Annotated in this window: 16 protein-coding genes; 6 read left to right on the top strand and 10 right to left on the bottom strand. The window is 73.9% G+C overall.

The window, feature by feature from the left end; all coding sequences use genetic code 11:
• Window positions 1-83: 83 nt before the first annotated feature.
• Together purH and purN are read right to left on the bottom strand one after the other, a co-directional pair.
• Window positions 84-1,694: a bifunctional phosphoribosylaminoimidazolecarboxamide formyltransferase/IMP cyclohydrolase gene (gene purH / locus ACQPW6_RS25035; protein ID WP_433891918.1), complete on the bottom strand. Its 1,611-nt coding sequence runs from the start codon at window positions 1,692-1,694 to the stop codon at window positions 84-86.
• A complete protein-coding gene (gene purN, locus ACQPW6_RS25030) occupies window positions 1,691-2,314 on the bottom strand; it encodes a phosphoribosylglycinamide formyltransferase (protein WP_433891917.1) in 624 nt (207 codons plus the stop codon). Before purN ends, purH begins: the two co-directional genes overlap by 4 nt.
• Before the next feature lie 421 nt (window positions 2,315-2,735).
• Here purN and ACQPW6_RS25025 point away from each other — a divergent pair, with 421 nt between their 5' ends.
• On the top strand, window positions 2,736-3,629 hold the full coding sequence (locus tag ACQPW6_RS25025) for a hypothetical protein (RefSeq protein WP_433891916.1): 894 nt from the start codon (window positions 2,736-2,738) through the stop codon (window positions 3,627-3,629).
• Window positions 3,630-4,465: 836 nt separating this feature from the next.
• On the opposite strand, the gene ACQPW6_RS25020 is transcribed toward ACQPW6_RS25025, so the two are convergent.
• Window positions 4,466-5,917: a cell division protein PerM gene (locus ACQPW6_RS25020; protein ID WP_433894647.1), complete on the bottom strand. Its 1,452-nt coding sequence runs from the start codon at window positions 5,915-5,917 to the stop codon at window positions 4,466-4,468.
• Window positions 5,918-6,261: 344 nt separating this feature from the next.
• Here ACQPW6_RS25020 and ACQPW6_RS25015 point away from each other — a divergent pair, with 344 nt between their 5' ends.
• Window positions 6,262-7,413, top strand: coding sequence for a sigma factor-like helix-turn-helix DNA-binding protein (locus ACQPW6_RS25015; RefSeq protein ID WP_433891915.1), 1,152 nt, complete (start codon window positions 6,262-6,264; stop codon window positions 7,411-7,413).
• A 424-nt stretch (window positions 7,414-7,837) separates the two neighbouring features.
• Here the strand turns inward: ACQPW6_RS25015 and sucD are convergent, their stop codons facing one another.
• The 5 genes from sucD to ACQPW6_RS24990 form a co-directional block, all read right to left on the bottom strand.
• Entirely contained in the window at window positions 7,838-8,722 is an 885-nt protein-coding gene (gene sucD / locus ACQPW6_RS25010) for a succinate--CoA ligase subunit alpha (RefSeq protein WP_433891914.1), read from the bottom strand.
• A 21-nt stretch (window positions 8,723-8,743) separates the two neighbouring features.
• Window positions 8,744-9,916 (bottom strand): ADP-forming succinate--CoA ligase subunit beta, encoded by a 1,173-nt coding sequence (gene sucC, locus ACQPW6_RS25005; protein WP_433891913.1) that lies wholly within the window; start codon window positions 9,914-9,916, stop codon window positions 8,744-8,746.
• Between the two features lie 215 nt (window positions 9,917-10,131).
• Window positions 10,132-11,292 carry a VWA domain-containing protein gene (locus ACQPW6_RS25000; RefSeq protein WP_433891912.1) on the bottom strand — a complete coding sequence of 387 codons (1,161 nt, stop codon included), beginning with the start codon at window positions 11,290-11,292 and terminating at the stop codon, window positions 10,132-10,134.
• Window positions 11,285-13,909 carry a DUF5682 family protein gene (locus ACQPW6_RS24995; RefSeq protein WP_433891911.1) on the bottom strand — a complete coding sequence of 875 codons (2,625 nt, stop codon included), beginning with the start codon at window positions 13,907-13,909 and terminating at the stop codon, window positions 11,285-11,287. Before ACQPW6_RS24995 ends, ACQPW6_RS25000 begins: the two co-directional genes overlap by 8 nt.
• Complete coding sequence (locus ACQPW6_RS24990; protein ID WP_433891910.1) at window positions 13,906-15,051, bottom strand: ATP-binding protein; 1,146 nt, start codon at window positions 15,049-15,051, stop codon at window positions 13,906-13,908. Before ACQPW6_RS24990 ends, ACQPW6_RS24995 begins: the two co-directional genes overlap by 4 nt.
• 139 nt (window positions 15,052-15,190) lie before the next feature.
• Here ACQPW6_RS24990 and ACQPW6_RS24985 point away from each other — a divergent pair, with 139 nt between their 5' ends.
• Window positions 15,191-16,549, top strand: a complete 1,359-nt coding sequence (locus ACQPW6_RS24985) for an SWIM zinc finger family protein (protein ID WP_433891909.1) — start codon at window positions 15,191-15,193, stop codon at window positions 16,547-16,549.
• A gap of 221 nt (window positions 16,550-16,770) precedes the next feature.
• Window positions 16,771-18,330: a DUF5691 domain-containing protein gene (locus ACQPW6_RS24980; RefSeq protein ID WP_433891908.1), complete on the top strand. Its 1,560-nt coding sequence runs from the start codon at window positions 16,771-16,773 to the stop codon at window positions 18,328-18,330.
• A 37-nt stretch (window positions 18,331-18,367) separates the two neighbouring features.
• Here ACQPW6_RS24980 and ACQPW6_RS24975 read toward each other — a convergent pair whose 3' ends face one another.
• A complete protein-coding gene (locus ACQPW6_RS24975; protein WP_433891907.1) occupies window positions 18,368-18,778 on the bottom strand; it encodes a cobalamin B12-binding domain-containing protein in 411 nt (136 codons plus the stop codon).
• Between the two features lie 313 nt (window positions 18,779-19,091).
• On the opposite strand from ACQPW6_RS24975, the gene ACQPW6_RS24970 reads away from it, so the two are divergent.
• Complete coding sequence (locus ACQPW6_RS24970; RefSeq protein ID WP_433891906.1) at window positions 19,092-20,123, top strand: esterase/lipase family protein; 1,032 nt, start codon at window positions 19,092-19,094, stop codon at window positions 20,121-20,123.
• Between the two features lie 139 nt (window positions 20,124-20,262).
• Window positions 20,263-21,903 (top strand): peptidoglycan DD-metalloendopeptidase family protein, encoded by a 1,641-nt coding sequence (locus ACQPW6_RS24965; RefSeq protein ID WP_433891905.1) that lies wholly within the window; start codon window positions 20,263-20,265, stop codon window positions 21,901-21,903.
• Window positions 21,904-22,047: 144 nt separating this feature from the next.
• Here ACQPW6_RS24965 and pcrA read toward each other — a convergent pair whose 3' ends face one another.
• Window positions 22,048-24,513 carry a DNA helicase PcrA gene (gene pcrA / locus ACQPW6_RS24960; protein WP_433891904.1) on the bottom strand — a complete coding sequence of 822 codons (2,466 nt, stop codon included), beginning with the start codon at window positions 24,511-24,513 and terminating at the stop codon, window positions 22,048-22,050.
• Between the last annotated feature and the right edge of the window lie 100 nt (window positions 24,514-24,613).

The following is a 24,613-nucleotide window of genomic DNA, read 5'->3' as shown; positions in this document are numbered from 1 at the left end:
CCCTGAACGCTGAGCGCTGACGTGCGACGGCCGGGCCCCTCGTCGAGCTGGTGAGGGGGCCCGGCCGTCGTACGTGTCGCCGCTCAGTGGAAGAAGTGCCGGGTGCCCGTCATGTACATCGTCACGCCGGCCTTCTTCGCCGCCTCGATCGACAGCTCGTCGCGTACCGAACCGCCCGGCTGCACCACGGCCTTGACGCCCGCCTCGGTGAGCACCTCAAGGCCGTCGGGGAACGGGAAGTACGCGTCGGAGGCCGCGTACGAGCCCGCGGCGCGCTCGGCACCGGCCCGTTCCACCGCCAGCTTCGCCGAATCCACCCGGTTGACCTGGCCCATGCCGACGCCGACCGAGGCGCCGTCCTTGGCCAGCAGGATCGCGTTGGACTTCACCGCGCGGCAGGCCCGCCAGGCGAAGGCCAGGTCGGCCAGCTCGGCGGGGCTGAGCGGCTCGCCGGCGGCCAGCGTCCACTGCGACGGGTCGTCGCCGGCGGCCTGGAGCCGGTCCTTGACCTGGACGAGCAGCCCGCCCTCGATCGGCTTGAGCTCGGTGACGGCGTCCGGCGCGTCCGCGCAGCGCAGCACCCGCAGGTTCTTCCGGGCGGCCAGGATCTCCACGGCGCCCTCCTCGTAGCCAGGCGCGACGATGACCTCGGTGAAGATCTCCGCGACCTGCTCGGCCATCGCCACCGACACCGGCCGGTTGACGGCGATCACCCCGCCGAACGCCGACTTCGGGTCGCAGGCGTGCGCCTTGCGGTGCGCCTCGGCCACGTCCGAACCGACCGCGATGCCGCAGGGGTTGGCGTGCTTGACGACCGCCACGCAGATGCCGTCGTGGTCGTAGGCGGCCCGGCGGGCGGCCTCGGTGTCCACGTAGTTGTTGAACGACATCTCCTTGCCGTGCAGCTGCTCGGCGCCGGCCAGGCCCTTGCCGGAGCCGTCGGTGTAGATCGCGGCGGCCTGGTGCGGGTTCTCGCCGTAGCGCAGGGTGTGCTGGCGGGTGTAGGTGTGCCCGCTGAACGCCGGCAGCGCGTCATCGTCCGAGTAGCCCGCTAGGAACCAGGAGGCGACGGCCACGTCGTAGGCGGCCGTGTGCTGGAACGCCTCGGCGGCGAGCCGCTTGCGGGCGGCCAGGTCGAAGCCGCCGCCGGCGACCGCGGCGAGTACGTCCGCGTACCGCTCCGGGCTGGTGACCACGGCGACCGACGGGTGGTTCTTGGCGGCGGCGCGGACCATCGAGGGGCCGCCGATGTCGATCTGCTCCACGCACTCGTCCGGGCTCGCGCCGGAGGCGACGGTCTCGCGGAACGGGTAGAGGTTCACCACGACCAGGCCGAACGGTTCGATGCCCAGCTCGGTGAGCTGCCGCTGGTGGTCGGGCAGCCGCAGGTCGGCGAGGATGCCGGCGTGCACCTTCGGGTGCAGCGTCTTGACCCGGCCGTCCAGGCACTCGGGGAAGCCGGTCAGCTCCTCGACCTTGGTGACCGGCACGCCGGCGGCGGCGATCCGGCCCGCGGTGGAGCCGGTGGAGACCAGTTCGACACCGGCCTCGTGCAGGCCGCGGGCCAGCTCGTCGAGGCCGGTCTTGTCGTACACACTGATCAGGGCGCGGCGCACCGGCCGCTTGGTGTCGCCCGCCGCGTTGCCGGTGGTGGTGGTGCCGGGGGTGGGGTGCGTGCTGCCTTCGGCGCTCATGCCGGAATCAGAACCTTTCGTCCTTCGATGCGGTAGCCGTCGCGCGACAGCCGCCCTACTACCTCGACAAGCAGTCGCCGTTCGACCTGCTTGATGCGCTCGTGGAGCGCGTCCTCCGTGTCGTCCGGCCGGATCTCGACGGCGCTCTGCGCGATGACCGGCCCGGTGTCCACGCCGTCGTCCACGAAGTGGACGGTGCAGCCGGTCACCTTCGCTCCGTACGCCAGCGCGTCCCGAACCCCGTGCGCGCCGGGGAAGCTCGGCAGCAGCGCCGGGTGGGTGTTGACGAACCGGCCGCCGTAGACCGCGAGGAACTCCTTGCCGACGATCTTCATGAAGCCGGCCGACACGACGAGGTCGGGCTCGTACCGGCGGGTCGCCTCGGTGAGCGCGAGGTCCCACGCGGCGCGGTCGGCGTGGTCGCGGACCCGGACGGTGAAGGTCGGCAGCCCGGCCCGCTCGGCCCGTTCCAGGCCGGCGACGCCCTCGCGGTCCGCCCCCACGGCGACGATCGTGGCACCGTAGGAGGGGTCGGAGTCGATGGCGTCGAGCAGCGCCTGAAGATTCGTCCCGGAACCGGAGACGAGCACGACGAGGCGGGCGGGGGTTCGGGCGGCCACTGGCGGGGGCTCTCTCTCGCGAGTCCTTCGAGTCCGTGCGGAACGACTGCGGATCGCCCGCAGAACTGAAGGAGGGGTATCCGTGACGGATTCCGGGTCGGGCTCCGGGCTGGACTACATGTTGGATGATCGTACGAGTCGGAGGCCGACCGGAATCCGGGGAACCCTACAAGGCCGCCGACCGTCAGCAACGATACCGGCACTCGCGGCGGCCCCCGGGGGACGGGGGAGCGTCCGGGCGGTAGCGTCTGGGTGGAGAGCGGTCGTGCGAGCGCCGTGCGCGGGAGTGGACGTGACGCATCTGACACGGATGCGGGCGTCCGGGAGCGCGCGCAGCGGCGAGCATGAAGCAGAGCGCACGGGCGCAGCGGCGCGCGGGAGCGTGCACTCGGGACTAGTACGAGGAGTCGGGCCCAAGGGGATGGCGCATCACATCATGAGCAGCGGCCGTATTCGTCTCGCGCTGCGCGCGCCCGGGGGCGAGCAGGATCAGGACCAGGGGCGGGGGTCCGGCGCGGGGTCCGGTTCTGGCGCGGGCTCGGGCGCCGGGTCCGGCTCGGGTTCCGGGTCCGGCTCGGGTTCGGGATCCGGCTCGGGTGCCGGCGGGCAGGACGAGCAGGACAACCCGTTCGCGCCGCCCGCCGAGGGCACCCCGGACCGGCCGTGGGAGCCGCGGCAGCCGTCGGGTTCGTCCCCGGCAGGGCCCACCCCTCCCTCGGGCCCGCCCGACCGGCGGCAGCCGCCGGCCTGGGGCAGCCAGTGGAGCAACCAGCAGCCGCAGTCCGGCCGCCCCGACCCGTTCGGCCGCCCGCCGCAGAACACCGGCGGGCCGACCGGGCCGCAGGGCACCGCGCCCCGCTTCGACCCCACCGACCCGGCGCAGCGGCGGTCGCGCTACGCGCTGATCTGCGGGATGTGGGGCCTGCTCTTCTGGATCCTCGGATGGTCCAACGTCTCGATGCTTTTGGGGGCGCTGGCGCTTTACTGGGGGGTCAGCGCGCTGCGGATGTCGCCCGAGACGCGGGCGAAGGCCCGCGCGGAGGCGGCGTCCGCCCTGGCCGACGCGACCCAGACCCCGCGCCCGGCTCCCCCGGCGCCCGGCCCCGACGCCCAGCGCTCCTTCCTGACGGCGGCGTGGACGGGCATCGTCACCAGCGCGGTGACGCTGGCGCTGGTGGCGGCGACGTTCGCCCTCCAGGTCGCGTACCGCGATTACTACACGTGCAAGAAGGACGCGCTGACGCACCCGGCGTCCCAGACGTGCGACAGGCTGCTGCCGTCACCGCTGCGACACGTGCCGTCGCTCCGCAGCTAGCCGCCCTCCGGGCCAGGTAGCCGGGGAGACCCCAGCCCCCCGGCCGGTGGGCCGCCGCGGCCCCGTCGTGGCTGATCGCGCAGTTCCCCGCGCCCCTGACGAGGCACACCTCAGACCCCAGAGGGCGGGCGGCTACCGCCGCGCGAGCACGCCCATGCCCCCGGCCGGTGGACCCGTGCGGGCCCGTCGTAGCTGATCGCGCAGTTCCCCGCGCCCCTGACGGGGCAACACCTCAGGCCCCGGGGGCGGGCGGCTACCGCCGCGCGAGGACGCCCACGCCCCCGGCCGGTGGACCCGTGCGGGCCCGTCGTGGCTAGTCGCGCAGTTCCCCGCGCCCCTGACGGGGCACACCTCGGGCCCCAGGGGCGGGCGGCTACCGCCGCACGAGGACGCCCATGCCGCCGGCCGGTGGACCCGTGCGGGCCCGTCGTGGCTGATCGCGCAGTTCCCCGCGCCCCTGACGGGGCAACACCTCAGGCCCCGACCGATCGGCGGCTGCCGCCGCGTGGGCGCTCCCGGCCGGGACGTGCCCCGAAGGGGCTTGGGGCTGTTGTTGATTTGCGGCTGCCGCCGCGTGGGCGCTCCCGGCCGGGACGTGCCCCCGAAGGGGCGCGGGGAACTGCGCGATCAGCCCACCGCCGGGGCGCAACCGACAACGGCGGGTAGCCCAGGGGCTCGGGCCTGTGATTGATCTGCGGCTGCCGCCGCGTGGGCGCTCCCGGCCGGACGTGCCCCGAAGGGGCGCGGGGAACTGCGCGATCAGCCCACCGGCGGGGCGCGGTCGGGAGCGGGGCGCAATCGACAACGGCGGGTGGCCCAGGGGAGCGGGCCGGGTGTTAGTCGCGGGCGGGCGGGGGGAGCGGGGGCTTCGGGGGGAGCGGCGGGGGGACTGTTGGGGGGTGGGGCGGGGGTGGGGGTAGCGGGGGCGAATCGCGTCGAGTCGCGAAGGGCAGGCGCCACCCGGGCGTGGGGATTCGGCGGGGCCACGTCGGGCGCCACGTCACGGCGGGGAGCGTTGGGCGCCATGGCAGGCGCCACCCGGGCGTGGGGATTCGGCGGGGCCACGTCGGGCGCCACGTCAGGGCCGGGAGCGTTGGGCGCCATGTCAGGGCCAGGGACGTGGGGATCGCGACGGTCAGGGTCCAGGCGAGGGCCGCCAGGGGGGTCCACAGCTCGCTGGGGCCGAACGTCGACAGCCGGGACGTTCCCATGGGGCCCGCGGACCACGCCGCGAGTAGTCCTACCGCCGCGCCGCAGCTGACCGCCGCGCCCGCAGCCACAAGCACCGCCCGGGCCGGCGCCCGGCCCGCCCGGCCGGCCGACCAACCCGCCGCACAACCCGCGAGCACCGGCACCCCCACCGCCGCCCACGTGACCGCTGTCCCCCCGCCCTGGCCCGGGAGGGCCGCGAGCAGCGGGAAGCCGGGCAGCAACGGATACCCCGACGCCCCGGCGGGCGCCACCGCACTGCCGGCGCCCACGGCAAACCCCGTTCCGAGGCCGTACGCCGCGCCCCACACCGCCACGTTCGGCGCCAGCGCGAGCGCCACGAGCAGTACCGCGATCCGCCCCGCCAGCGGCCCGCTGAGCTGCTCGAACGTCCGGCCCACCGCGCCCGCGTGCCATACCAGCGATCCCGCGCCGAGCAGCGCGCCACCGGCCACGAGCACGCCGGTCGCGATCCCGCCGGCCCGCAGCGCCGCGGCGACGTCGCCCGCGCGCGGAAACCACCGTACGATCGGCGGCCGGCCGCACCCGGCCCACGCGCCCGCGGCGACCACGGCCAGCGCGAAGAGCGGCACGTACACCGCGGCGCCGAGCAGATCGACGTGCACGGAGCCGCCGGCGGCGTACGCGGCCACGCCCGAGGCCACCGCCAGGTAACCCCCGAGCACCCACCCGGCGGCGACGGCCGACTCCTGGATGCCGTCATCGCGCCGCGCGGCCGCCGCCGAGGCCGCGGCCCGGTGCAGCAGCCACGCGGGCAGCGCGGTGAGCAGCAGCGGTGTGACCCCGATCGGCGCCGAGTGGCCGGACAGGGTGTGCGTACGGACCAGGTCCGCGCCCTGCGCGAGCAGCCACAGCCCGGCGCCGACGTGCAGCGCGCCGCCGAGCCCGCTGTCGGGGAACGGCGAGCCGATCCACAGCAGCAGGACGAGCGCGCCGAGCACCCCGAGGCTGAGGCACGCGGCGGCGACTCCCGCCGCGAACGCGGAGAAGCGGGCCACGGCGGCCCGCCGCGCGCGGGCGGCGGGGTCGCCGGGGAGAACCGGGGCGTGCTCGGTCATGTGGGTCACGGCGTCCCATGGTGTCAAAAACACCCGATTCGCCTATGCAAGGAGCGAAAGGTCGTCGTGTCGCCCACGATGGGCGTTATGTGTCCTCTTTACACACCGTCATATGTACGGGATGACGGAACGCGCGGCACCGGCAGGCGCGAGCGATGAGCCCTCGCAAGCGGTCGGCGGTCCGCACGAAGGTTCCGGCCTCGACCGGCACGGCGACGGCCGCCGAGCCCGAGACGAAGCCGAAACCGAAGCCGAGGCCCAAACCGGCGCCGCCCCCGAAGCCGGGGCCGCCGGCGCCCGCGAAACCCAAGCCGGACCCGGCCCCGGAGCCCACCCCCGAGGCGATGCCGAAAGCCTCGCCCAAGCCCACGCCGACGCCCGTCACGAAACCCAAGCCCACCCCGCGCCCGAAGCCGGCGCCGAAGCGCACCCCGAGGCCGACGGCGAAGGCCGAGCGCAAGTCCGCGCCCACGCCCACATCCGAGCCCAAGCCCGCACCCGCGCCCGCGCCCGCGCCCGCGCCCGCGCCGGGACCGTCTCCCCGCGCCGACGGCGAGCGCGACGATCCGGCCGATGACCGTACCCGCGAGGACGACACCCGCACCCCGGAAGCCGCCTTCGACCAGCTCTACCTGCGCAGCGCGAGCGGCCTCCTGCGGCAGGTCGAACTCCTCACCGGCAACCCGCCCTTCGCCCGTCACACCGTCGCCCGGGCGTTCGACCTCGCCTGGCAGCACTGGCCCGAGGTGGCCCGTGATCCCGAGCCGGTGGGCTGGGTACGGGCCGCCGCGTACCGGTACGCGCTCGCGCCCTGGCAGCGCTGGGTGCCCGGGCACCGGACGCATCCGCGCATGCTGACCCGGGCGCTGCTCGACCCCGAGGCCGACGGCGCCCTGCGGGCGGCCCTGCTGCGGCTGCCCGCCGACCGCCGGCAGACCGTCCTCCTGCACGACGGCCTCGGCATCGACCTGCCGGAGGCCGCCGAGGAGACCCAGGCGAGCACGATGGCGACGGCCGGACGGGTGGAGCGGGCGCGGGCCGCGCTCGCCGCGGACGTACCGGGCCTCGACGAGGACGGCGACGGCGACGGCGACGGGGTCGCCGTCCGGCTCGGGGCGCTGCTCGACGGGGCGGACGGGGCACCGCCCGACCGGCCCGAGGGGGTGCGGGGGGCGAGCGAGCGGGGGGTGCGGCGGCGGACACTCGGGGTCTACGCGGTGGCGGGGCTCATCGTGGCGGCGACGGTGGTGACGATCGCGGTCTCCCCCGACCACAGCCCTGCGCCTCCGGCGCGGAAGCCGGTCACCACGCCGCACGCTTCCGATGGGAACCCGGCCTCCATCCCGTCCACCACGCCCCACGCCTTCGGCGCGAACCCGGCAACCATCCCGTCCACCACGCCCCACGTTTCCGGTACGGCCGCGGCCCCGCACTTCTTCCACCCGGGCCGCCCCCCGAGGCCCATCCGTCTCCCCCGCTGGCCAACCCCCCGGTAGCCCCGCTGCGCGGACGCTCCCGGCTACGCCCGGTTTTCAGAGCCACGGCGCTGCCGCCGCAAGGAGGCTCCCGGCTACGCCAGGTTTTTCAGGGGCGCGGGGAACTGCGCGACAAGCCACGACGGCGGCGCGCCTTACCACCGGCCCGAAGGGGCTGGTCCTGTTGTTTCCCGACCTCCCCCAACCTTCGGCCGGGGGTGCCCCCAGGCCGGTGGGGGCTGGTGGCGCAGTTCCCCGCGCCCCTGATGATGCCGGGGCCGCCCCGGCAGCGCTGCTCGCGCCCACGCGGCGGCAGCCGCAAATGAAGCGCAGCCCCGTGCTCCTCAAACCGGGCGGAGCCGGGAGCATGGAAACGGCCCGGCGGGCTCGCCTCCTGTGAAGGGGAAGCGGGCCCGCCGGGCCGGGGAGAAGCGGGGAGACGGGGTCAGGCGGAGAGGAGGGTGCGCGCCAGGCGGGCCGTCTCGGACGGCGTCTTGCCGACCTTCACGCCCGCGGCCTCCAACGCTTCCTTCTTCGCCTGGGCCGTGCCCGACGAGCCCGAGACGATCGCGCCCGCGTGCCCCATCGTCTTGCCCTCGGGCGCGGTGAAGCCCGCCACGTAGCCGACGACCGGCTTCGTCACGTTCTTCGCGATGTACGCCGCCGCCCGCTCCTCCGCGTCGCCGCCGATCTCGCCGATCATCACGATCAGGTCGGTGTCGGGGTCCGCCTCGAACGCGGCCAGCGCGTCGATGTGCGTGGTGCCGATCACCGGGTCGCCGCCGATGCCGACCGCGGTCGAGAAGCCGATGTCCCGCAGCTCGTACATCATCTGGTACGTCAGCGTGCCGGACTTCGACACCAGGCCGATCCGGCCGGGCTTGGTGATGTCACCGGGGATGATGCCCGCGTTGGACTGGCCGGGGGTGATCAGGCCGGGGCAGTTCGGGCCGATGATCCGGGTCTTGTTGCCCTTGGCCTGGGCCAGCGCCCAGAACGCGGCGGAGTCGTGCACCGCGACGCCCTCGGTGATGACGACCGCGAGCGGGATCTCGGCCTCGATGGCCTCGACCACCGCGTCCTTGGTGAACTTCTCCGGGACGAAGATGACCGTCACATCAGCGCCGGTGGCCTTGATGGCCTCCTGCACGGAACCGAAGACCGGGACCTCGCCCTGGTCGAAGCTGACGGTGGTGCCGGCCTTGCGCGGGTTGACGCCGCCGACGATGTTCGTGCCGTCGGCCAGCATCAGCTTGGTGTGCTTCATGCCGGTGGCGCCGGTCATGCCCTGGACGATGACCTTGCTGTCCTTGGTCAGGAAGATAGCCATGGTTGTCGGTGTCCTCGTCCCTTACTTCGCAGCCAGCTCGGCGGCCTTGTCGGCCGCTCCGTCCATGGTGTCCACCCGCTGCACCAGCGGGTGGTTGGCGTCGGACAGGATCTTGCGACCCAGCTCCGCGTTGTTGCCGTCCAGCCGGACGACCAGCGGCTTGGTGACCGCCTCGCCCTTGGACTTGAGCAGTTCGAGCGCCTGGACGATGCCGTTGGCCACCTCGTCGCAGGCGGTGATGCCGCCGAAGACGTTGACGAACACGGACTTGACGTCCGGGTCGCCGAGGATGATCTCCAGGCCGTTGGCCATCACCTCGGCGGACGCGCCGCCGCCGATGTCGAGGAAGTTGGCGGGCTTCACGCCGCCGTGCGCCTCGCCGGCGTAGGCGACGACGTCGAGGGTCGACATGACCAGGCCCGCGCCGTTGCCGATGATGCCGACCTGGCCGTCGAGCTTGACGTAGTTCAGGCCCTTGGCCTTGGCGGCGGCCTCCAGCGGGTTGGCGGCGGCCTTGTCTTCGAGCGCCTCGTGCTCCGGCTGCCTGAACGCGGCGTTCTCGTCCAGCGACACCTTGCCGTCCAGCGCGACGATCTTGCCCTCGCCGGTCTTGACCAGCGGGTTGACCTCGACGAGCAGGGCGTCTTCCTTGATGAAGACGGTCCACAGCTGCTGCAGCACGGACGCGACCTGGTCGGCGATCTCGGCCGGGAACTTCGCCGCGGCGACGATCTCGGCGGCCTTGGCCGGGGTCACGCCCTCCAGCGCGTCCACCGGGACCTTGGCCAGCGCGTCGGGGTTCTCCTCCGCGACGATCTCGATCTCGACGCCGCCCTCGACGGACGCCATCGCGAGGAAGGTGCGGTTGGTGCGGTCCAGCAGGAAGGAGACGTAGTACTCCTCCTTGATGTCCGCGGTCTGGGCGAGCATCACCTTGTGGACCGTGTGGCCCTTGATGTCCATGCCCAGGATCGCGTCGGCCTTGGCCACCGCGTCGGCCGGGTCGGCGGCCAGCTTCACGCCGCCCGCCTTGCCCCGGCCGCCGACCTTGACCTGCGCCTTGACGACCGCACGGCCGCCGAGTCGCTCCGCCACCTCGCGCGCCGCCTCAGGCGTGTCGATGACTTCACCGGCCAGCACCGGTACACCGTGCTTGGCGAAGAGGTCCCTCGCCTGGTACTCGAACAGGTCCACGCGCGTCCGTCTCCCTTTTTTCCCTGGAATTCAGTGATTCAGCGGTTGGCTGCCTGGGTTGGTCTGCCTGGGCGTGCCGCTACGGGCAGGGCGACTGCTGCACTGTCACAAGAAAGCGCACACGGTGACCGAGTACGCGGCATGTCCGTCTTGCAGGCTATCGCCGGGGCGCGCCTCGTCCTAAATCACCGATCACATGTGAGCGGTGAGAACGGTCACAGAGCGTCCGGTATCGGGAGCGGGCGCTTCTCGATGGCGGCGGCCATCACCTCGGGGAACAGGTCGGGGGTGCAGGCGAACGCGGGGGCGCCGAGGGCGGCCAGCGCGGCGGCGTGCTCCCGGTCGTAGGCGGGGGTGCCCTCGTCGGACAGCGCGAGCAGCGCGACGAACTGCACGCCCGAGCCCTTCATGGCCGCGACCCGCTTGAGCATCTCGTCCCTTATCCCGCCCTCGTAGAGGTCGCTGATCAGGACGACGACGGTCTCGGCCGGGCGGGTGATCAGCGACTGGCAGTACGCCAGCGCCCTGTTGATGTCGGTGCCGCCGCCGAGCTGGGTGCCGAACAGCACGTCGACCGGGTCGTCCAGCTGCTCGGTGAGGTCGACCACGGCGGTGTCGAAGACCACCAGCTTGGTGTCGATGGAGCGCATCGAGGCGAGGACGGCGCCGAAGACGGAGGCGTAGACGACGGAGGCGGCCATCGAGCCCGACTGGTCGATGCAGAGCACCACGTCCTTCTTCACCGCCTGGTCGGCGCGGCCGTAGCCGATCAGCCGCTCGGGGACGATCGTGCCGTGCTCGGGCAGGTAGTGCTTGAGGTTGGCGCGGATGGTGCGGTCCCAGTCGATGTCCCGGTGCCGGGGGCGGCTGACCTTCGCGGAACGGTCGAGCGCGCCGGTCAGCGTCGCCCGGGTGCGGCCGGCGAGCCGCTTCTCCAGGTCGTCGACGACCTTGCGGACCACCGCCCGCGCGGTCTCCTTGGTCGTCTCGGGCATCGCCTTGTTGAGCGAGAGCAGGGTGCCGACCAGGTGGACGTCTGCCTCCACGGCCTCCAGCATCTCCGGTTCCAGCAGCAGCGCGGACAGCCCGAGCCGGTCGATGGCGTCGCGCTGCATGACCTGGACGACGGAGCTGGGGAAGTACGTCCGGATGTCGCCGAGCCAGCGGGCGACCTGCGGGGCGGAGCCGCCGAGCCCGGCCGAGCGGTCGCCGCCCCTCGCCGCCCCCCGGTCGCCGGGCGCGGAGCCGCCGTAGAGCGCGGTGAGCGTACGGTCCATGGCCGCGTCCCGGCCGGCGAGTTCGCGGCCCGTACCGTCGGCCGACCCGCCGCCGAGGACGAGGCGCCAGCGGCGCAGCCGCTCGTCGGTGTCAGTCATCCTGCGTCCCCCCAGGGGTGGTCGTGCTGGTTTCGGATGCACCCTCGGCGCCGGTCAGTTCCGCTTCGGTCGGGGCCGCCGTGCCGAGCAGCAGCCGTACGGTGTGGACGGCGGCCTCCGCGCGGGCGGCGTCAAGGCCGGGGCCGAAACCGGGCAGGCCGGCCTCGGCGGAGGCGGCCGGGCGGCGCTGCGAGGCGGCGGGGCCGCGCCTGACCAGCTCGCCGACCGTGCGGCGCACCCCGGACTCGAACTCCGCGAACGTCCGCCGCAGCAACGGCAGTACGTCGGTGAAGGCGTCGGCCGGCACGCTCGCCAGCCAGCCGTCCACCAGCGCGAGCAGCCGCTCGTCGTGCACGAGGAGCATCCCGCCGCCGGACAGGAACCCCTCCACCCACGCGGCGGCCTCGCCGGGCCCGGTTCCTGGCGACAGCGCGAGGCCCATCAGCCGCGCGGCCTCCTCCACGTCCAGCCGCCCGTCGTCGAGCAGCAGCCGCGCGGCGGACCCGCGCAGCAGGCCGGGGATCGCCCCGTCCCGCCGCGCGATCCCCCCCAGCATCCCGGCCCACCGCTCCCGGAGGTCGTCCACCGAGGTTCCCTGGCCGGGGTCCGGCGCGGCGGGGGCGGACGGGAGGAGACTGATCGCGCGGTGGACCTCGTCGATGTGCGTACGCATCGCGGAGGCGCCGTCCGCGTCGAGGCCGACGCAGGCCGGGGGCAGGCCGACGCAGATGCGCTGGGACAGGGTGTGGGCGACCCGGGCGAGCGCCGTGGAATCGGTGCCGCGCACGTCGCCGTACCGGACCGCGCGGACCAGCGCGGGCAGCGCGGCGGCCAGGTGTGCCACGTCCGCGTCCAGCGCGGCACGGTCGGCGAGCACCCGCATCACGACCGGCAGCGCGTCCGACAGGCCGGCCAGCAGGCAGGACTCGGCCACGGTCGTGACGTCCGCGAGGGTGCTCGCGTTCGCGGCCGTCTCCTCGGCGCGGGCGGTGGCCGCGCCCTGCACGGTGGTGCCCCAGATCCCGGCCTCGGCGATGCGCACCGCCAACTCCGGTTCCCAGCGCAGCTGCCAGCTCTCCCGGAAGGTGCCCTTGGTGTTGAACGCGGTGGTCCGCTCGCCCCAGCCGATGCCGAGCAGCGCCAGCCGGTGCAGCAGCCGGCTGCGCTCGGCGTCCATGTCCTTGCGCAGGTCGAGCTCCAACTGCCGCTCCAGCGCCTCGGGCTTGAGCCGCAGCCTGCGCTGCTCCTTGGCCAGGTCGCGGGCCAGCGGCACGGCGGGTGCGTCCGGCGGGACCTCGCCGAGCACGTCGCCGACCACCAGCCGGTCCCTGATCAGGGCGAGCGGCACGTCGGAGCCGTCGCACATCACCGCCCTGACCGCGTCGGTGGTCTCGCGCAGCCCGGCCAGCGGGCGGCCGCGCATCGCGGCGAGCGTGTCGGCGAGCCGCACCGCCTCGATCACATGCGCGGACGACACCGGCAGGTCCTCGTCCCTGAGCAGCCCGGCCACCTTGGTCATCCACCGGGTGACGGGGCGGTCGGCGGCGGTGAACAGGTGCCGGTACCAGCCCGGCGAGTCGATCCCGGCGCCGTAGCCGCTCGCGCGGGACAGCCTGCGGTGCGTCCAGGGCACCCAGGTGATCTCCACCTTCGCCTTGGGCAGGCCCTTGAGCGCCTGCCGGTCGGCGCCCGCCGTCGTCCGCTCGGCCAGCGCGGGCACGTGCCAGGCGCCGCAGACCACCGCCGTTCTGCCGTACTGGCGGCGGGCGTCGCGGATCCGCAGCCGCATGTGCGCCTCGCGGACCAGGTCCTGGGCGTGGCCGCCGTCGCCGTAGGTCTCGCGGATGGCGGTCATCGCCTCGGCCAGCGCGGTGAACGCGGTGAGCGCGTCGCCGGCGCCGGCCGCCGAGCCGTCCCGGTGCTCGACGGCGTCCTCCCACCAGCGCTCCGGGTCGTCGTACCCGGCGGTCTCGGCGAGTACGGCGATCGGGTCGATCCGCACGCGGTCGGCCGCCTCGTCGTCGGTGTCGGGTGCTGGGCCGCCGGGGCCGTCAGGGCCGTCGGCTCCGGCTTCGGCTTCGGCTTCGGCTTCGGCGCGCATCGCCAGGCTGTGCGCGGCGGGCAGGTCGATGAAGCGCACCTCGGCGCCGTTGTCCGCGGCCCACCGCAGGGCCACCCACTCGGGCGAGAACTCCGCGAACGGCCAGAACCCGGCCTTGGCCGGCTGATCCACCACATGGGCGAGCAGCGCGACCGGCGGCCGCATCTCAGGGTCGGCAGCGAGCCCCACCATCGCGTCGGCCTCGGGCGGCCCCTCGATCAGTACGACGTCGGGCCGCCACTCCTCCAGCGCCGCGCGCACCCCGCGCGCCGACCCGGGCCCGTGGTGCCGGACCCCCAGCAGCACCAGCTCCCCCAGGCCGCCGCGCGCGCTCCCGCCGGCGCCGGGATCGACGGCGCCGGCCACCGAACGGCTCCCGGCGGCGGCACCGGGAGCCCCCGCCGTGGCGGGCCCGGGCTTTCCGGCCCGGCCGGGCGGGCCGCTCGGGTCATGCGCGGCGACCGCGGTCCGCGCCCGGGCGGTCGACGCCGAGCGGAGCGTGGTGGGCGGGGTCATGCCGACACCTCGCGGCACGCCCGGTAGAAGTCCTTCCAGCCGTCGCGCTCGCGGACGACCGTCTCCAGGTACTCCTGCCAGATCACCCGGTCGGCCGCCGGGTCGCGGACCACCGCCCCGAGGATGCCCGCCGCGATGTCGCCCGCGCGCAGCACCCCGTCGCCGAAGTGCGCGGCCAGCGCGAGTCCGCCGGTGACCACGGAGATCGCTTCGGCCGTGGAGAGCGTGCCCGAGGGCGACTTGAGCTTGGTGCGGCCGTCCTCGGTGATGCCGCCGCGCAGCTCGCGGAAGACCGTGACCACCCGGCGGATCTCGTCCGCGCCGCGCGGGGCGGCGGGCAGTTCGAGGCCGCGGCCGATCTGGTCCACCCTGCGGGAGACGATGTCCACCTCGTCCTCCGCGGAGGCGGGCAGCGGCAGCACCACCGTGTTGAAGCGGCGGCGCAGCGCGCTGGACAGGTCGTTGACCCCGCGGTCGCGGTCGTTGGCGGTGGCGATCAGGTTGAAGCCGCTCACCGCCTGCGTCTCCGAGCCCAACTCCGGTATCGGCAGCGTCTTCTCCGACAGGATCGTGATCAGCGTGTCCTGCACGTCGGCCGGGATGCGGGTCAGCTCCTCCACCCGGGCGATCCGCCCCTCGGCCATCGCCCGCATCACCGGGCTGTGCACCAGCGCGTCCCGGCTCGGGCCGTGGGTGAGCAACTGCGCGTAGTTCCAGCCGTATCGGATGGCCTCCTCGGGGGTGCCCGCGGTGCCCTGCACCAGCAGCGTGGAGTCACCGCTGATCGCGGCCGCCAGATGCTCCGACACCCAGGTCTTCGCGGTGCCGGGCACGCCGAGCAGCAGCAGCGCCCGGTCGGTGGCGAGCGTGGTGACCGCGACCTCCACGATCCGCCGCGGGCCCACGTACTTCGGGGTGATCACCGTGCCGTCCGGCAGCGTGCCGCCGAGCAGGTACGTGGCCACCGCCCACGGCGACATCAGCCAGCGGGCCGGCCGCGGCCGGTCGTCCGCGGCGGCGAGCGCGGCGAGTTCGTCCGCGAAGGCGTCTTCGGCGTGCGGCCGCAGCGCCTGCTCGGCCCCGGAACCGGTGCCGGCGCCCTCGGCCGCCGGCGCCTGTGAGATGCCCGTCAAGGCAGTCATGGAACTCCCCCACTCGATCAGTCAGGACCCCTCGGCCCGTGCTGTCATCCACCTTGCACCCGACCACTGACAATCCGTCACAGCGCGCTATTTCCGCAGGTCAAGGTGATTGTCAGTGGGGGGTTCTACGGTCGTGGGCATGGAGATGGAAGCACGGTGGACAGCGGATCAGGTCCTGGCGCTCGCGCCTGACGCCGCCTCACGAAAGGCGGGCGCGCGGCTCGCCACGCCTGCCCCGTGGTCCGGCGCGGGGACGGTGGGATCGGCGGTGTGGGGGCTGTGCAAAGGCAGTGGCAGCAAGCCCTACCAAACGGTGGTGGATGTCGAGGGGCCGGCCTTCCGGTGCAGTTGCCCGAGCCGGAAGTTCCCGTGCAAGCACGCGCTCGGGCTGCTGCTGCTCTGGGCGGAGGGCGAGCAGGGCCCGGTGGCCGCGGCTCAGCCGGCGGCGGTGCCGGAGTGGGCCGAACTGTGGTTGTCCGCGCGGCGGAAGAAGGCGGAGGCCACCGCGGAGTCGGCGGAGGCGCGGGCCGCCTCCGGACCGGCCGATCCGGACGGCGCGAAGCGGCGGGCCGACCGGCGGGCGGTCCGGGTGGAGGGCGGGGCGGTGGAGCTGGAGCAGCGGCTCGCGGACCTGCTGCGCGGCGGGCTGGCGGGGGCCGATCGGGGCGGATACCGGCAGTGGGACGAGATCGCGGCCCGGATGGTCGACGCGCAGGCGCCCGGGCTGGCCACCCGGGTAAGGGGGTTGGGCGCGGTGGTCGGGGCGGGTGGCGACTGGCCGTCGCGGATGCTGGAGGAGACGGCGCTGCTGCATCTGCTGGCCCGCGGTTTCCTGGGCCGCGAGCGGCTGCCCCGGCCGCTGGAGGAGACGGTACGGGCGAGGGTCGGATTCACCGTGGACACGGCGGAGTTGCTGGCCGGGCCGACGGTGCGGGGCAGCTGGCAGGTGCTCGCGCAGTACGACACGGCGGACGAACGGCTCACCACCCGGCGAATCTGGCTGCGGGACGAGGTGGAGGGGCGGTTCGCGATGCTGCTGTCGTTCGGGGCGGCGGGCCGGGCGCCCGAACTGGCCCTGGCGGTGGGCTCGGTGCTCGACGCGGAGCTGGCCTACCACCCGGCGGCGCTGCCGCTGCGGGCCGCGCTCGGCACCCGGCACGGCGCGGTCGCGGCGTCGGCGGCGGTGCCGACGGGCACGGCGGTCTCCCCCGCGCTCGACTTCTACGGCACGGCGCTGGCCGACGACCCGTGGCTCGACGCGTGGCCGGTCATGCTCTCCGGCGTGGTCCCCATACCCGGCCCCGACCGCTGGCAACTGGCCGACGCCACCGCCGAGGACGCCGTCCCCCTGACGCCCCCGCCCACCCCGTCCGGCCTATGGCGCCTGGCCGCGGTCTCCGCCGGCCACCCGGTCACAGTCTTCGGCGAACTCACCCCCACGGGCCTCCACCCCCTGGCGGTCTGGTCCCCGGAGACGTCCCAACCGATCCCCCTCTAGCCCTGCGGGCGGAAATGGCGGGCGGGGCCGGGGTCGAGGTCAAACGGGGATACGGGGGGCGGCTCGCGGGTCCCGCTGCGGGCGGGGGCCGGGACGGGCAGGGGACGGCCGGTCTGGCGGGTTCGGTGTGAACGGCATGACGGGGGGCGCTCGTTGGGGGCGGCTCGACGGGAACGACGGGTAGAGAGGGGAAAGTCGTGGGGAATCGGTGGGATGACCTCGTGGGGAGCGCTCTGCTCGGGACGGAGCGGCGGCGGCCGGGTGGGGTGGTCGGCGGGGATGCGGAGGAGGCCGCTCTGGGGCTGCTCGACGCTGCTGCCGTGGGGGTCCTGCGGCGGCGGGGCGGGGTGCTTCCCGGGGTGGCGGGGCAGCGGCCCGCGGTGGCGCCGGTGGACGGGCGGGCGCAGATGCCCGCCGCGGCGCAGCAGCGGTTGGGGAAGCTGCTGGCGGACCGGACCGGGGGGAGTTCGGGCGGCCGGCGCGGGGCGGCGCCGAACCTCGCGGAGCTGCTGCCGCAGTGGCTGGCCGCGGCCCGCCGGGAGGGCTTCGCCGCGCCGCCGGCGCAGCTGCCCGCGCTGCTCGAAGCGGCCAGGGCCCGCACCGATCTGCGGGCCGACGCCCTCGCGCTGGCGGGCCCGCGCGGCCTGTGGCTGGCGAAGCTGAACCCGGACTGGAAATTCGCGCTGCGCGCCGGAAGCGGCGCCCTGACCGCCGCGGCGGCCGGCCAGGACGAGGAGCAGGACCCGCAGGAGGCGCAAAAGCTGTGGGAGGAGGGCCTGTTCGCGGAGCGCATCGCCCTGCTGACCCGGCTGCGCCGGTCCGACCCGGCCGGCGCGCTCGCCCTGCTCACCGCGAGCTGGCGCAGCGAACGCGCCGAGGACCGGCTGATGTTCCTGGACTCGCTGCGCATCGGACTGTCCGCCGACGACGAGCCGTTCCTCGAACAGGCGCTGTCCGACCGCAGCCGCAACGTCCGCTCGACGGCGGCCGAGCTGCTGTCCGCGCTGCCCGGTTCGGCGCTGGCGGCGCGGATGGCGGCCCGGGCTCGCAGCCATGTCTCACTGGGCCCGGACGGCATCACGGTGGAGGCGCCCTACGAGTGCGATGCGGCGATGGAGCGGGACGGCGTGGCACCGAAGCCGCCCAGCGGCCGGGGCGAGCGGGCCTGGTGGCTCGGCCAGCTGGTGGACTCGGCGCCGCTGTCCACCTGGCCGGCCAGGTTCGGCGGCCGCGGCCCGGAGCAGATCATCGAGCTGCCGGTGCTGGACGACTGGCAGTCCGATCTGCACGCGGCCTGGTGCCGTGCCGCGGTCAGGCAGCGCGATCCGGCCTGGGCGCGGGCACTGCTCGGCCCGCCGCCGGTCCCGGCAGGACCGGTCGCGGCGGTCGGCGACCCGGCCAAGCTGCTGTCCATACTGCCGCAGGAGGAGCGGGCCCGCTGGGTGGCGGACTTCATAGCGGCGCACGGCCTGTCCGAGGCGTTCCAGATGCTGGGGGTGTGCGCGGTGCCCTGGTCGGAGCGGCTGGGCCGGGCGGTGGTCGACGCCCTGGACATCGCCCGGGACGGCGGCAGCTACCCGTGGAGCTTCAGCGGGGTGATGGGCCTGGCGGAGCGCTGCCTGGACCCGGCGGCGGCCGAGCAGGTGGCGGTGCTCAGCGCGGCGGGCGAGGACCCGCCGGAGGCGTCACCGGGAGCGGCGACGTACTGGTCGGAGGCCTTCCAGCGGCTGACCGGCACGCTGCGGCTGCGCGCGCTGATGCTGGCCGAGCTGCGCGGTTAGCCCGTTCGGGTGGCGGCGCGGGCCGCCCGCCGAGCGGTCAGGCGACGCCCTGCTGGACGTGGGTGTTCACCCAGGTCACCACGTCGCCGGTGGGCGTGCCCGGGGTGAAGATCGCGGCGACGCCGAGTTCCTTGAGCGGGGCGATGTCGGCCTCGGGGATGATGCCGCCGCCGAAGACCTTGATGTCCTCGGCGTCCCGCTCCTTGAGCAGTTCCAGCACCTTCGCGAAGAGCGTCATGTGCGCGCCGGACAGGATGGACAGGCCGATCGCGTCGGCGTCCTCCTGGATGGCGGTGTCCACGACCTGCTCGGGCGTCTGGTGCAGGCCGGTGTAGATGACCTCCATACCGGCGTCCCGCAGTGCCCGCGCGATGACCTTGGCCCCCCGGTCGTGGCCGTCGAGGCCGGGCTTGGCGACCACCACGCGAATCGGACCGGACACTGGCATCACTACCTCCATGCGGACTACGCGGTGAACGAACGTTATCGCCGATGCGAGCCGCCCGTCAGTTTTACGAACCCCGGGGAGGGGGAAATCACACAGTGGGACACATTCACCAGAGGTCGGGTCCCTGACGGTGCCGGGCGCGGGACACGCCCCAGCCGCCGCGGGCCCGGCGCGTTCCAGTGGAGCCGCCGCCAGGATGCCGTATCTCCGCACTCGCAGCCGCAGGGTGCGCCGGTGCGGCATCCGCTCCGGCTCCCGCGAGGGCCCCCGGGGCCAGTGCTGATCCCCCGGGTGCCGCGACGGGAGGTGGGCCATGGCCGCCCAGTCACCGACAGCCGGGACAGGATCCGGAGCGGACCCCGAGGGAGAGCCCGGGGCGGGCAAGCGCAGGAGCAAGGACCAGGAGCCGAAGCGTCCGGCCGCCACCGCGGCGGCCGGGACAGCGGCTGAGGCAGCGGCTGAGGCGGCGGCTGAGGCGGCGGACGCGGCGCAGGCCGCGGAGACGTCCGCCGCGGGCCGGCTGTGGCACAGCGTGAATCTGGCGCGGGCCACGGCGATGGACCTCGCGGTCCTGGCCCGGCACCTGGTCATGTATCCCACCGGCATATTCCCCGAGCGCGACCAGGCCCCGCCGCCACCCAGGGACGCTGCCGACGACGGCCCGCGGAAGGCCGGCAGGAACGCCGGGCCCGCGCTCGCGCCGACGGCCACCGGCCGGGACCTGCCGCCGGCCCTGCTGCTGCACGGCTTCGTGGACAACCGGTCCACTTTCAGCACGCTGCGCCGCTCGCTGCTCGACCACGGCTGGACCCGGGTCCCCGCCCTGAACTACTCGCCGCTGACCAGCGACATCCGCACCGCCGCCGCACTGCTCGGCCGGCAGGTGGAGCAGATCTGCGAGCAGAGCGGCCACCAGCAGGTGGACATCATCGGGCACAGCCTCGGCGGCCTGATCGCGCGTTATTACGTGCAGTGCCTCGGCGGCGACCGCCGGGTCCGCACGCTGGTGACGCTCGGCACCCCGCACACCGGCACCCGGGCCATCCCGGCGCTGCTGCCGCACCCGCTGATCCGCCAGATGCGGCCGGATTCCGAGGTGCTGGCCGAACTCGCGGGCCGGGCGCGCGGCTGCCGGACCCGGTTCGTGGCGTTCTGGAGCGACCTGGACGAGCTGATGATCCCGGTCGAGTCGGCGCGCCTCGAACACAAGGACCTCAGGACGAAAAACATCGAGGTGACCGGAGTCGGACATCTCGGCCTGCCGCTGCACGCCGAAGTGGCCGCGGAGATCCGCCGCACACTGGCCGGACACGGCCCGCTGCCGGACGCGATCGACGCCGCATAACGGACACATAACGGTCGAATATCAACCGAACGCCGGGCAAGGCGGACGTCAGGTCGCCGCCGGAGATTGTCGGCTCAGGGTCCGGGCAGCTACAGTCACCGCTAATTCTCCTGCTGCCGAGGCGAAAGAGAAGTTGGCGGTGAACGAACGTCCCCCGTCGGGGTACTCCCCCGACTACGACGCCTACGGGTATGACGGTTATTCCTCAGGCTCGTACCAGACCGTCGGCACCACCTTCTCCGCGGCGGATCCGCTCTTCGGCCCCTCGCCCGACGCGACCGGCAGCTACGCATACGTCCCGCAGGGCCAGGGCCAGGCGCCCGTCGCCGACCACGGTTACGCCGGCGGCTACGACGCGGCATACGGCGCCGGTTACGGCACGGGCTACGACACCGGATACGTCCCCGCGTACGACACCGCCGCTTACGGCGCCGGCTACGACACGGGCGGCGCGGGCTACAGCACCGGTTACGACCCGTACGCCGCCGGTCAGCCGGCCGGCCAGGAGACCGGTACGTACCCGACGGCGACGGGCACGTACTACGACACCGGTACGTACGACACTTCCGCGCTCTGGCAGCAGCCCGAAACGACCACCGGCTACTACCCGGTGACGGACTACCAGGACCCGTACCAGGCGCAGGCCACCGCGTACCAGACGGCCACGATGCCGACGATCCCGCAGCAGCAGTCGCCCCAGCCGCAGCCCCAGCAGCAACAGCAGCCGGACTGGGACTCGGGCGCGTACCCCGCCTACGGCTACGGGTACGGCTATGACGCCGGCGGCGACACCGGGATATACGAGCAGGTCGCCCCGCCGTACCAGGAGCAGGAGCGGGAACAGCCGCAGCCGGAACGCGACCTGGCGCCGGACCCGCGGCCTGAGCCCGTACCGGCGGCCGCCCCCGACTTCGGCGTCGATCTCGACTTCGACCTCGACGCGGCCTACGCCGCCGCGGAGGCCGCACCGCACGACGACGAGCCGGCCGAGCAGCACGACTACGCGCCCGACGGCCCCGGCGACGACGTGATGCCGGCGGCCCGCAGCCGCCGCCGCAAGCCGCACAAGCGGTCCGCGCTGCTGACCGTCGGAGTGCCGTCGGTCGCCGTGATGGGCGTCGCGGCGGTCGGCGCGGCCGCGGTCAGCGGAGTCGGCGTCGCGCAGGACACCAAGTCGCAGGCGGACGCGCCGGTGTCGACGGCCACGGCCGCGACGAACGCGCCGACCACGCAGCTCGACCGGCAGCTCACCGGAGTCAGCGCCGACGCGGACGACTTCGCGACCCGCGCCAGCAGGACCCAGGAGCGGATCGACCTCAAGGACCGCGAGGCGGCGGCGAAGAAGGCGAAGCAGGAGGCGGCGGCGCGGAAGGAGGCGCTGCGGCCGAAGTACCTGCTGCCGGTGAAGCAGAAGGGGCTCAGCGCGTACTTCGGGCAGGCCGGCGTCAACTGGATGGCGCTGCACACCGGGATCGACTTCCCGGTGCAGGTCGGGACGCCGGTGACCGCGGTGACGGACGGGACGGTCCGCACGCAGTGGAACAGCTCGTACGGGAACATGGCGATCGTCACGGCTCCGGACGGGACGGAGACGTGGTACTGCCACTTGAGCAGTACGAAGGTTCGGAGCGGGTCGGTGAAGGCCGGCGATGTGATCGCGTACTCGGGGAACACCGGGAACACGACCGGGCCGCATCTGCACCTCGAGGTGCGCCCTGGTGGGGGCGCGCCGATCGACCCGTTGCCCTGGTTGCTCTCCCACGGCCTGGACCCCCGGTAACCCCGGGCCGACCTTAACCCCTGCCCCCGCCCTGCCCCTTACGGCCGTCCCGGCACCACCCGCCGGTGGTGGGCTGGTCGCGCAGTTCCCCGCGCCCCTGACGGGGCGCCTTCACCGGGAGCACTCCCTCTGCCGGGAGCGTGCCTAGAGTTTCTGCACCGGGGCGTACCTCAGCAGGAGCTGCTTGGGGCGGGGGTCGCCGAAGTCGATCGTGGCCTTTTCGTCGCCGGGGCGGCCCGTCACGGAGACGACCGTGCCCATGCCGAACTGGTCGTGGGTGACGCGGTCGCCCACGGCGAGGGAGATCACCGGGCGGTCGCCCGCCGCACGGCGGGTGGCGAAGCCGGCGGGGCGGGACGGGGAGGACAGCGGGGAGGACGTCCAGCCGGCCGCGGCGGCGGAACCGGAGGACGAGGAACCCGTCCTGCGCCAGTCGATCAGCGTATCCGGAATCTCCTCCAGGAAGCGCGACGGCGGGTTGTACGAGGGCTGGCCCCAGGCGCTGCGCATCATCGCGCGGGTCAGGTAGAGGCGTTCGCGGGCCCGGGTGATGCCGACGTAGGCCAGCCGCCGTTCCTCTTCCAACTCCTTGACCTGGCCCAATGCCCGCGCGTGCGGGAAGACGCCGTCTTCGAGGCCGGTGAGGAACACCACAGGGAACTCAAGGCCCTTGGCGGTGTGCAGCGTCATCAACGTGATGACGCCGTTGTCCTCCGCGTCGTCATCCGGAATCTGGTCGGAGTCGGCGACCAGCGCCACCCGCTCCAGGAAGTCGGCGAGCGTGCCGGGCTCGTCGGCCTCGCGTTCCTGCTCGAACTCCAGGGCCACCGCGGCGAGTTCCTGGAGGTTCTCCACCCGGGTCTCGTCCTGCGGATCGGTGGACGCCTGCAACTCGGCGAGGTAGCCCGTGCGTTCGAGCACCGCCTCCAGGACGACCGCGGGGCCCGCGCCGGATTCCACGATGGTGCGCAGCTCTTCGAGCAGCGTGTTGAACCGCTTGACCGCGTTGGACGAGCGCGCGGCCATGCCGTACGCCTCGTCCACCCGGCGCAGCGCCTGCGGGAAGGAGATCTTCTCGCGCTGCGCGAGCGCGTCGATCATCGCCTCGGCGCGGTCGCCGATGCCGCGCTTGGGCACGTTGAGGATCCGGCGCAGCGGCACCGCGTCCTCGGGGTTGGCCAGCACCCTCAAGTAGGCGAGCACGTCACGGACTTCACGCCGCTCGTAGAAGCGGACCCCGCCGACGACCTTGTAGGGCAGGCCGACCCGGATGAACACTTCCTCGAAGACCCGGGACTGCGCGTTGGTGCGGTAGAAGACGGCGACATCGCCCGGCCGGGCGTCGCCCGCGTCGGTGAGCCGGTCGATCTCCTCGGCGATGAACTGCGCCTCGTCGTGCTCCTGGTCGGCGACCCAGCCGACGATGGTCGGGCCGTCGCCGGACTCCGTCCACAGGTTCTTGGCGCGCCGCCCGGCGTTCCGCTCGATGACGGCGTTGGCGGCGGTCAGGATGGTCTGGGTGGAGCGGTAGTTCTGCTCCAGCAGGATGGTGGTGGCCTGCGGGTAGTCCTCCTCGAACTGGAGGATGTTGCGGATCGTCGCGCCGCGGAAGGCGTAGATCGACTGGTCCGCGTCACCGACCACGCACAGCTCGGCGACCGGGGTGCCGTCGGGCGAGTCCGCGGTGCCGACCAGTTCGCGCACCAGCGTGTACTGGGCGTGGTTGGTGTCCTGGTACTCGTCCACCAGCACGTGCCGGAAGCGCCGCCGGTAGTGCTCGGCGATGTCGGGGAACGCCTGGAGCAGGTGGACGGTGGTCATGATGATGTCGTCGAAGTCCAGCGCGTTGGCCTCGCGCAGCCGGGCCTGGTAGAGCGCGTACGCCTCGGCGAGCTTCTTCTCGAACGGGTTCTCCGCCTGGCCGGCGAAGGTCTCCTCGTCGATCAGCTCGTTCTTCAGGTTGGAGATCTTCGCGCTGAAGGACTTCGGCGGGTACTGCTTGGGGTCCAGGTCGAGGTCGCGGCAGACCAGTGCCATCAGCCGCTTGGAGTCGGCCGCGTCGTAGATCGAGAACGACGAGGTGAAGCCGAGCGACTTGGACTCGCGGCGCAGGATGCGCACGCACGCGCTGTGGAAGGTGGAGACCCACATCACGTTGGCGCGCGGGCCGACCAGCTGCTCGACCCGCTCCTTCATCTCGCCTGCGGCCTTGTTGGTGAAGGTGATCGCCAGGATCGAGCCGGGGTGCACCTTGCGGGCGCCCAGCAGGTGGGCGATGCGGTGGGTGAGCACCCGGGTCTTGCCGGAGCCGGCGCCGGCCACGATGAGCAGCGGGCCGCCCGCGTGCAGGACGGCGGCGCGCTGCTGCTCGTTCAGCCCTTCGAGCAGTTGCGCGGGGTCGATCGCGGGGCGCGGGGCGCCGTCGCGGTAGTACGCGTCGCGCCCGGCGCCCGGCGGCGGCGGTCCGTCGAACCGGTCGCCGAAGAGGGAGTCCGGCACGTGCTCGGCGCCGGATCCGCCCTCCTCGGGGGGCGGCGGTGCGGCCGGATCGGCCGGTTCCGGTGCCACGTGCAGACCGGCCAGGAAGTTGTCGTCAAAGAGGCTGCTCATCGCCTACCGAGTCTAGGCGCCCGCACCGACAGCCCAGTCCGGTTCCGCCGCACCGGGCTCCGCCGGGCCGGCGCCGTCTCTTACCCGGTAGCTCCACCAG

Origin of the sequence: Streptomyces sp. CA-111067 (assembly GCF_050956065.1) — a bacterium.
GTDB lineage: Bacteria > Actinomycetota > Actinomycetes > Streptomycetales > Streptomycetaceae > Actinacidiphila.
Note: the sequence above shows the minus strand (reverse complement) of the source record. Positions and strands in the feature narration are given on the sequence as shown.